Origin of the sequence: Streptomyces hygroscopicus subsp. hygroscopicus (genome assembly GCF_001553455.1) — a bacterium.
Lineage (GTDB): Bacteria > Actinomycetota > Actinomycetes > Streptomycetales > Streptomycetaceae > Streptomyces > Streptomyces hygroscopicus.
In genome coordinates, this window is the sequence record NZ_BBOX01000562.1 from 1 (window position 1) to 6,451 (window position 6,451).

The 6,451-nt window shown below is 75.3% G+C and carries 1 protein-coding gene; it reads right to left on the reverse strand.

All coding sequences use genetic code 11. The annotated features are described in order from the left end of the window. A partial coding sequence (locus tag AXW62_RS38630; protein ID WP_159061082.1) for a type I polyketide synthase occupies positions 1–6,451 on the reverse strand: 6,451 nt, incomplete at both ends.

Genomic DNA, 6,451 nt, shown 5'->3' on the forward strand with positions numbered 1-6,451 from the left:
TCCGGGTCATAGAGCCCCTCCACGTCCCAGCCACGGTCGGTCGGGAACTCGGTGATGGCATCCCCGCCCTCGGCCACCAGCCGCCACAGATCCTCCGGCGACGCCACACCACCCGGATACCGGCACGCCATCCCCACGATCGCCACCGACTCATCGAGCGTGGCCACCGGCGCGGCGGCGGCCGACGCGGCCCTCGGCTCCTCGGCCGCGTCGAGGAGCCGGCCGGTGAGGAAGTCGGCCAGCGCCGCCGGGTTGGGGTAGTCGAAGACCAGCGTCGCGGGCAACCGCAGCCCGGTCGCCGTGGTGAGCTTGTTGCGCAGCTCCACGGCGGTCAGCGAGTCGAACCCGAGCTTCTGGAAGTCCCGCCGCAGCTCGACCGCGTCGATGGACTCGTAGCCGAGCGCCCCGGCGATGTGGGTACGCACCAGGTCGAGCAGGACGCCGTGCGCCTCCTCCCGGCTCAGCCCGGCGAGCTGCTGCCGCAGGGCCCCGGTGGAGGTGTCGGCCGCGCCCGTGCCGCGCCGGGCAGTCGTCCTGAGCAGGTCGCGCAGGACCGGGGGCACCGGCCTCGTCACGTCCATCGCCGCCGTGTCGACCACCGTGTTGACCGTGGTCGGCCGCCCCGCGGCCAGGGCGCTGTCGAAGAGCCGCAGCGCCTGGTCGGTCGGGATCGGCGGCAGGCCGGTACGGGCCAGCCGGTCGCGCTCGGCGTCCGTGAGGGTGTCGGCCATACCGTTCCGCCACAGCCCCCAGGCCATGCTCACGGCGGTCAGCCCGTGCGCCCGCCGGTGCTGGGCGAGCCCGTCGAGGAAGGCGTTGGCGGCCGCGTAGTTGGCCTGCCCCGCGTTGCCCACCGTGCCCGCGAGCGACGAGAACAGCACGAACGCGTCCAGGTCGCGGTCCGCGGTCAGCTCGTGCAGATGCCAGGCGGCGTCGGCCTTCGGCCGCAGCACGGCGCCGAGTCCGGCCGGGCCGAGGTTGGCCAGGGTGGCGTCCGCCAGTACGCCGGCGGCGTGCACCACGGCGGTGACGGGGTACCGCTTCAGCACCCCGGCGAGGGCGTCGCGGTCGGCGGCGTCACACGCCACGATGTCGGCCCGGGCCCCCAGTTCGGCGAGCTCCCGCACCAGGGACGCGGCCCCGGAGGCGTGCGGGCCCTGCCTGCTGAGCAGCACCAGGTGCCGTACGCCGTGCGAGGTCACCAGGTGGCGGGCGAGGATCCCGCCCAGGACGCCGGTGCCGCCGGTGATGAGGACCGCGCCGTCGGCGGCGAAGGCCGGCGCCCGGTCCGGCGCCGCCGCGGCGGCGGTGACCCGGGGCACGTACGACAGCCCGTCGCGGACCGCGAGCTGGGGCTCGCCGCTGCCGATCGCCGCCGACAGGGCCGCGTCCGCCCCGCCGTCGACGATCGTCACGCGGTCGGGGTGCTCGGTCTGGGCGACGCGCGCCATGCCCCATACGGCGGCGGCCGCCAGGTCGGTGACGTCCTCCCCGGCCACGGACACGGCACCGGAGGTGGTGAGGACGAGCCGCGTGTCCGCCAGTTCGTCGAGCGCGAGGAAGGTCTGGAGCGTGTCGAGCGTGGCCGCGAGGGCAGCGTGGGCGCCGGTGGCGGCGTCCTCGCCCGCCGCGCCGTCGCACCCCGCGACGACGACCTCCGGCGCGGGCAGGCCGTCGCCGAGCGCGGACACCAGCGCGCCGAGGTCCGCGTAGTGGGCGACGTCCGGCAAGGTGGCGTCCCCGAGCGTCACCCAGGTGTCCGTACGCTCCGGGGCACGGGAGGCCGGTGCGAGCGCGGTCCAGGTGAGTTCGTACAGCCGGGCGCCGCGGCTCGCCAGCTGTGCCGGGCTCGCCTGACGGGTGACCAGCTCCGCGACGCTCGCCACGGGTGCGCCGTCGGCGTCCGTGAGCTCCAGGGAGAGGGTCTCCGGGGTGCGCGCCTCGAGCGCGACCCGCACCGAAGTGGCCCCGGTGGCGTGCAGGGTGACCCCGCTCCAGGAGAACGGCACGCGCAGCCGCGCCCCGTCGGCGTCCCCGAGTCCGCGGGCTCCGAACAGGTGCAGGACGGCGTCGAGCAGGCCGGGGTGGACGCGGAACGCACCGGCGTCGGTCTGCTCGGGCAGCGCGGCCTCGCCGTAGAGGGTGCTGCCGTCGCGCCAGGCGCGCCGCAGGCCGTGGAAGACCGGCCCGTACTCCAGGCCCACCCCTTCGAGGAGCCGGTACACCTCCTCGGTGTCGACCGGCTCGGCGCCGGCGGGCGGCCACTGGCCCGCGGGTGCGGCGGGCAGGCGGTGCCCGGTGGCCGGCTCCTGGCCGAGCGTGCCACTGCCGTGCACGGTCCAGTCCGTTCCCGGCGCGGCGTCGCGCGGCCGGGAGCGGACGGTCACCGTACGCCGGCCGTCGCCGTCGGCGGCGCCCACGCTCACCTGGACCTGCGCCTCCGCCGAGCCGGTGTCCGGCGCTCCGGCCTCGTCGAGGACCAGGAACTCCTGGTGGGTGAAGTCGCTCAGGTGTGGGCACCCGACCATCTCGCCGATGTGCAGGGCCAGGTCCACGAAGGTGGTCCCGGACAGCACGACCGTGCCGTCGATGCGGTGGTCTTCCAGCCACGGATGGGTGGACACGGAGACGCGGCCGGTGGCGAGGTGTCCGCCGTCGGGCAGTTCCACGACCGCGTTCAGGATGGCGTGCGCGGTGGTGTCCTGGCCCAGGCTCCTGGCGTCACCCGCCCGTGCGCCCGCCGCGCGCCAGTAGCGCCGGTGCTCGAACGGGTACGTGGGCAGGTCGACGCGGTCCGCGTCGGGGAACAGCCCGTCCCAGGTGATGGCCGTGCCGTGGACGTACAGGGCGGCCAGGGCGGTGAGCAGGGCTTCGTACTCGCCGGACCGGCGGCGCTGCGCGCTGACGGCGAGGTGGGGCCGGTCGGCGAGGACGCCGCCGACGAGCGCGGTCAGCGTGGCGTCGGGCCCGGCCTCGACGTAGGTGCCGCAGCCCTGTCCGGCCAGCCAGGCGACGCCGTCGGCGAACCGCACCGCGTGGCGGATGTGCCCGGCCCAGTAGTCCGGCGAGGTCAGCTGCTCGTCGGTGGCGAGCCGGCCGGTCACGTTGGAGACGATCGGGACGGCCGGGCGGTGGTAGGTCACGGTCGCCGCGATGTCGCGGAACGCGCCGACGACGGCGTCCATGTGCGGCGAGTGGAAGGCGTGCCCGACACCGAGCCGCCGGGTCCGGCGGCCCTGCGCGGCGAACCGCTCGGCAACCGCGTCCACGGTGGCCATGTCGCCCGAGACCACCACGGCGTCGGGGCCGTTGACCGCCGCGATGTCCACGCGGTCCGCGAGACCGCCGATGGCCCGGCGGACCTCGTCCTCGGTCGCCTGGACCGACGTCATGGCGCCGTCGGCCGCCACCGCCTGCATGAGGCGGCCACGAGCGGTGACCAGCACGGCGGCGTCCGCCAGGTCCAGGACCCCGCCGACGTGGGCGGCGACGAGTTCGCCGAGGGAGTGCCCGGCGAGGTAGTCGGGGGTCAGGCCGTGGTGCTGGAGGAGGCGGTACAGCGCGACCTCCACGGCGAACAGCGCCGGCTGCGCGTAGCGCGTCTGACCGAGCGTCTCCTCGTTCTCCAGCGCCTCGGCGACGGACACGTCCAGATGCCGGTCGAGGTGGTGGCACACCTCGTCGAAGGCGGCGGCGAAGACGGGATGGGCGGCGTACAGCTCCCGGCCCATGCCGATCCGCTGGCTGCCCTGGCCGGTGAAGAGCACCGCCGTCTTCGCGGCGCCGGCCGGACCGGCGCTGCCGGTCGGCACGGCGTCGTCCGGCTCACCGGCGGCGAGGGCGGTCAGGCGCCGCAGCAGCTCGTCCCGGCCCCGGCCGAGGACGACCGCCCGGTGCTCCAGGGCCGCCCGGCCGGTGGCCAGGGAGCGGCCCACGTCCACCGGGCGCGCGTGGTTGGTGGCCACTGCTCCGGCCAGCCGCCGTGCCTGCTCGGCGAGCGCGGCCGGGGTCCGTGCCGACACCACCCACGGCACCAGGACCTCACCCTGATGCCGCGGGTCACCGCTCGGCTCCCGCACGGGCCGGTCGTCGGCAGGGCCCTGTTCGAGGATGACGTGGGCGTTGGTGCCGCTGATGCCGAACGACGACACCGCGGCCCGGCGCGGATGTCCGGCCTCCGGCCACGGCCGCTCCTCGGCCAGCAGGCTCACCGTGCCGGCCGACCAGTCGATGTGCTGGGACGGCTCGTCGACGTGCAGGGTGCGCGGCATGGCGCCATGCCGCATGGCCAGCACCATCTTGATGACGCCGGCGACACCCGCGGCGGCCTGGGTGTGCCCGATGTTCGACTTGACCGAGCCCAGCCACAGCGGCCGGTCCTCCGGACGGCCCTGTCCGTACGTGGCCATCAGCGCCTGCACCTCGATCGGGTCGCCGAGCTTGGTGCCCGTGCCGTGCGCCTCCACCACGTCGATGTCGGCGGGGCTCAGCCGGGCGTTGGCCAGCGCCTTGCGGATCACACGTTGCTGGGACGGTCCGTTGGGCGCCGTCAGGCCGTTGGAGGCACCGTCCTGGTTGACGGCGCTTCCGCGGACCACCGCGAGCACGGTGTGGCCGTTGCGCCTCGCCTCCGAGAGCCGTTCCACGACCAGCAGGCCCACGCCCTCGGCGCCGCCCATGCCGTCGGCGGCGTCCGAGAACGGCTTGGAGCGGCCGTCGGCCGCGAGCCCGCGCTGCCGGGAGAAGTCCACGAAGAAGCTGGGCGAGGAGAACACGGTGACACCGCCGGTGAGCGCCATCGAGCACTCGCCGTTGCGCAGCGCCTGCACCGCCAGGTGCAGCGCGACCAGTGACGAGGAGCACGCCGTGTCCACCGTGACCGCCGGGCCCTCCAGGCCGAGGGTGTAGGCGATACGGCCGGAGGCGACACTGGTCGTGGTGCCGGTCAGCAGGTGCCCGTCGAGCCCGTCGGAGCTCTCGGCCAGGCGGGGCCCGTACTCCTGGGCGATGGCGCCGACGAACACGCCGACACCGCTGCCGCGCAGGGAGGTGGGGTCGATGCCCGCGCTCTCCAGGGCTTCCCAGGAGGTTTCCAGCAGCAGTCGCTGCTGCGGGTCCATCGCGGTGGCCTCACGCGGGCTGATGCCGAAGAAGTCGGCGTCGAACCCGCTCACATCGGCGAGGAACCCGCCGCCGCGTGCGTAGGCGGTGCCGTAGTGGTCGGGGTCCGGGTCGTACAGGCTCTCCAGGTCCCAGCCGCGGTCCGTGGGATACCCGCCGATCGCGTCCCCGCCGCCGGACACCAGGTGCCACAGCTCTTCGGGGCCGGCCACCCCGCCGGGGAAGCGGCAGGCCATGCCCACGATCGCGATCGCGTCGTCGTCGGCGGCGGTCGGGGCGGGGGCCAGGTCCCGTACGGCCGTCTCGGCCGCCTCCGCCGTCTCGTCCCCCGTCTCGTCCCCGACGAGTTCGGCGTGCAGGTGGCTCACCAGCGTGGTCGGCGTGGGGTAGTCGAAGACCAGCGTGGCGGGCAGCCGCAGACCGCTGGCGGCGTTGAGCCGGTTGCGCAGTTCGACGCCGGTGAGCGAGTCGAAGCCCAGCTCCCGGAAGGCCCGGTCGGCGGGGATGTCCTCCGGGGTGGCGTGGCCGAGGACCGCGGCGACCTCGGTCTGGACGAGCCGGAGCAGGATGTGGTGCCGCTCGGTCCCGGTGGCGGCGGCGAGCCGTTCGAGCAGGGGCTGCCGGCCGGCTGCCGCCTGGGTGGCGCGCCGCGGCGCCGTGCGGGCCAGCTGCCGCAGGAGCGCGGGCACCTCCTGGTGGCCGCCGATCGCGCCGAGGTCCAACCGGACGGGCACGAGGACGGGCCGCTGGGCACCCAGCGCGGTGCCGAACAGGGCCAGACCGTGCTCGGTCTCGATCGGCAGGACGCCCGTACGGGCCATCCGGTCGCGGTCGGTGGCGTCCAGGTCACCGGTCATCGCGCTGCTCTGCGCCCACAGGCCCCACGCCAGCGACACGGCGGGAAGACCGGCGGCGTGGCGCTGGGTGGCGAACGCGTCGAGGTAGGCGTTGGCCGCCGCGTAGTTGGCCTGGCCCGGCGTGTTGAAGGTACCGGCGGCGGAGGAGAACAGGACGAAGGCGGCGAGGTCGGCGTCCGCCGTCAGCTCGTGCAGGTTGACGACCGCGTCCGCCTTCGGGCGCAGCACCGTGTCCAGCCGCTCCTGCGTGAGCGAGCCGATGACACCGTCGTCGAGCACACCGGCCGTGTGGACCACGGCGGTGAGCGGATGCGCGGCCGGAATCTCCGCCAGCACCTCCGCCAGCGCGTCGCGGTCGGCCACGTCACAGGCCGCCACCCGCACCGACGCGCCCAGCTCCGTCAGCTTCCCCACAACGGCCGCGTCCACACCGCGCCGGCTGAGCAGCAGCAGATGCCCGGCGCCGTGCTCGG